This window comes from Aeromonas sp. HMWF015 (genome assembly GCF_963878965.1).
GTDB lineage: Bacteria > Pseudomonadota > Gammaproteobacteria > Enterobacterales > Aeromonadaceae > Aeromonas > Aeromonas veronii.
Genome location: NZ_CAWNZT010000160.1, coordinates 1 through 1,051, shown reverse-complemented (window position 1 = coordinate 1,051; position 1,051 = coordinate 1). Strand labels below are relative to the sequence as shown.

At 62.9% G+C, this 1,051-nt stretch carries 1 protein-coding gene; it reads right to left on the bottom strand.

What is annotated here, in order from left to right; all coding sequences use genetic code 11:
* Positions 1-1,051: terminase large subunit domain-containing protein (locus AACS18_RS08190; protein WP_219927942.1), on the bottom strand; the 1,051-nt coding region annotated here is incomplete at both ends.

Genomic DNA, 1,051 nt, shown 5'->3' with positions numbered 1-1,051 from the left:
GGTACTCGTCTTTAAGCTCCTCGATGTCGATGAGGTTGCAGCCAAGCCGAATGGCATCTTCGATGGTGATGACGTAACGCCACTGCCGATCCGGGCAAACACGGCCGCCATCGCGCAGGTCATCTTCGCCCGGGAAGTCGATGGCCACCCGGCTCGGGCGTTGCCCCTTCCAGCGATCCCCCGTCCAGAACCGGTACGCCTCATGCACCTTGCTCGATGGGGTCGAGAAGTAGGTCTTGCGCCAGTGGCTCTGGGTCGCCATGGCACTGGCCACGTCGGAGAGCTTCTCGAAGTTGGGGATCCAGAAATACTCGTCGATGTAGACGTTGCCGGAGCGGGACTGGGCGCTGTTGGAGTTGGTGGAGCAGAAGTGCAGCTCGGCCCCGTTCGACAGCACGATGGGGTTGCCGGTCAGGGTGACGCCGAGGAAGGTCTGGGCAATCTTGCAGATATAGGAGCGAAACACCTCGGCCTGGGCGCGGGTGGCTGACAGGAATATCTGGTTGCCGCCGGTCAGTACCGCATCTTCCAGCGCCTCGCCGGCAAAGTAGTAGGTCATGCCGATCTGGCGGGATTTAAGGATGTTGCGGGTACGCGGCAGTGCCGGGTCGTTCTTGGCCTCCCGACAGCGCAGCTGATAGCCAAACAGGGTGCCCAGCCACTCGGCAAAGTCATCGGCCGTCAGGTGGCTGACTTCGTTCTTGCCCTTCTTGCCGCCCTTACCCCTGCGGCCGCCCTCCTGGCCACCGCGCCCGCGTGGGGTTCGCGGCGGGGCGGGTTCGTCTCCTGCTTCACGTTGGGCTTTGAGGGCCTGCTGGCGCTCGGCCCACTTGATGGCCTTCTCTTTGAGGCTGACATGGTGGCCGATAAGCCGATCCAGTTCGTCCATCTCGGCGCTGGTTTTCTTCTCCCGCCCGAGCAGCGACTGCACCCGGCGGGCAATGGCATCCTCCACCGCCTCTTCGGTCAGTAGATCCCGCCAGCCGTACTTCTCTGCCCAGAAGTAGACCACACGGCAGGAGTTAAGCCCCAGTTCGTCCTTGATCTCCTG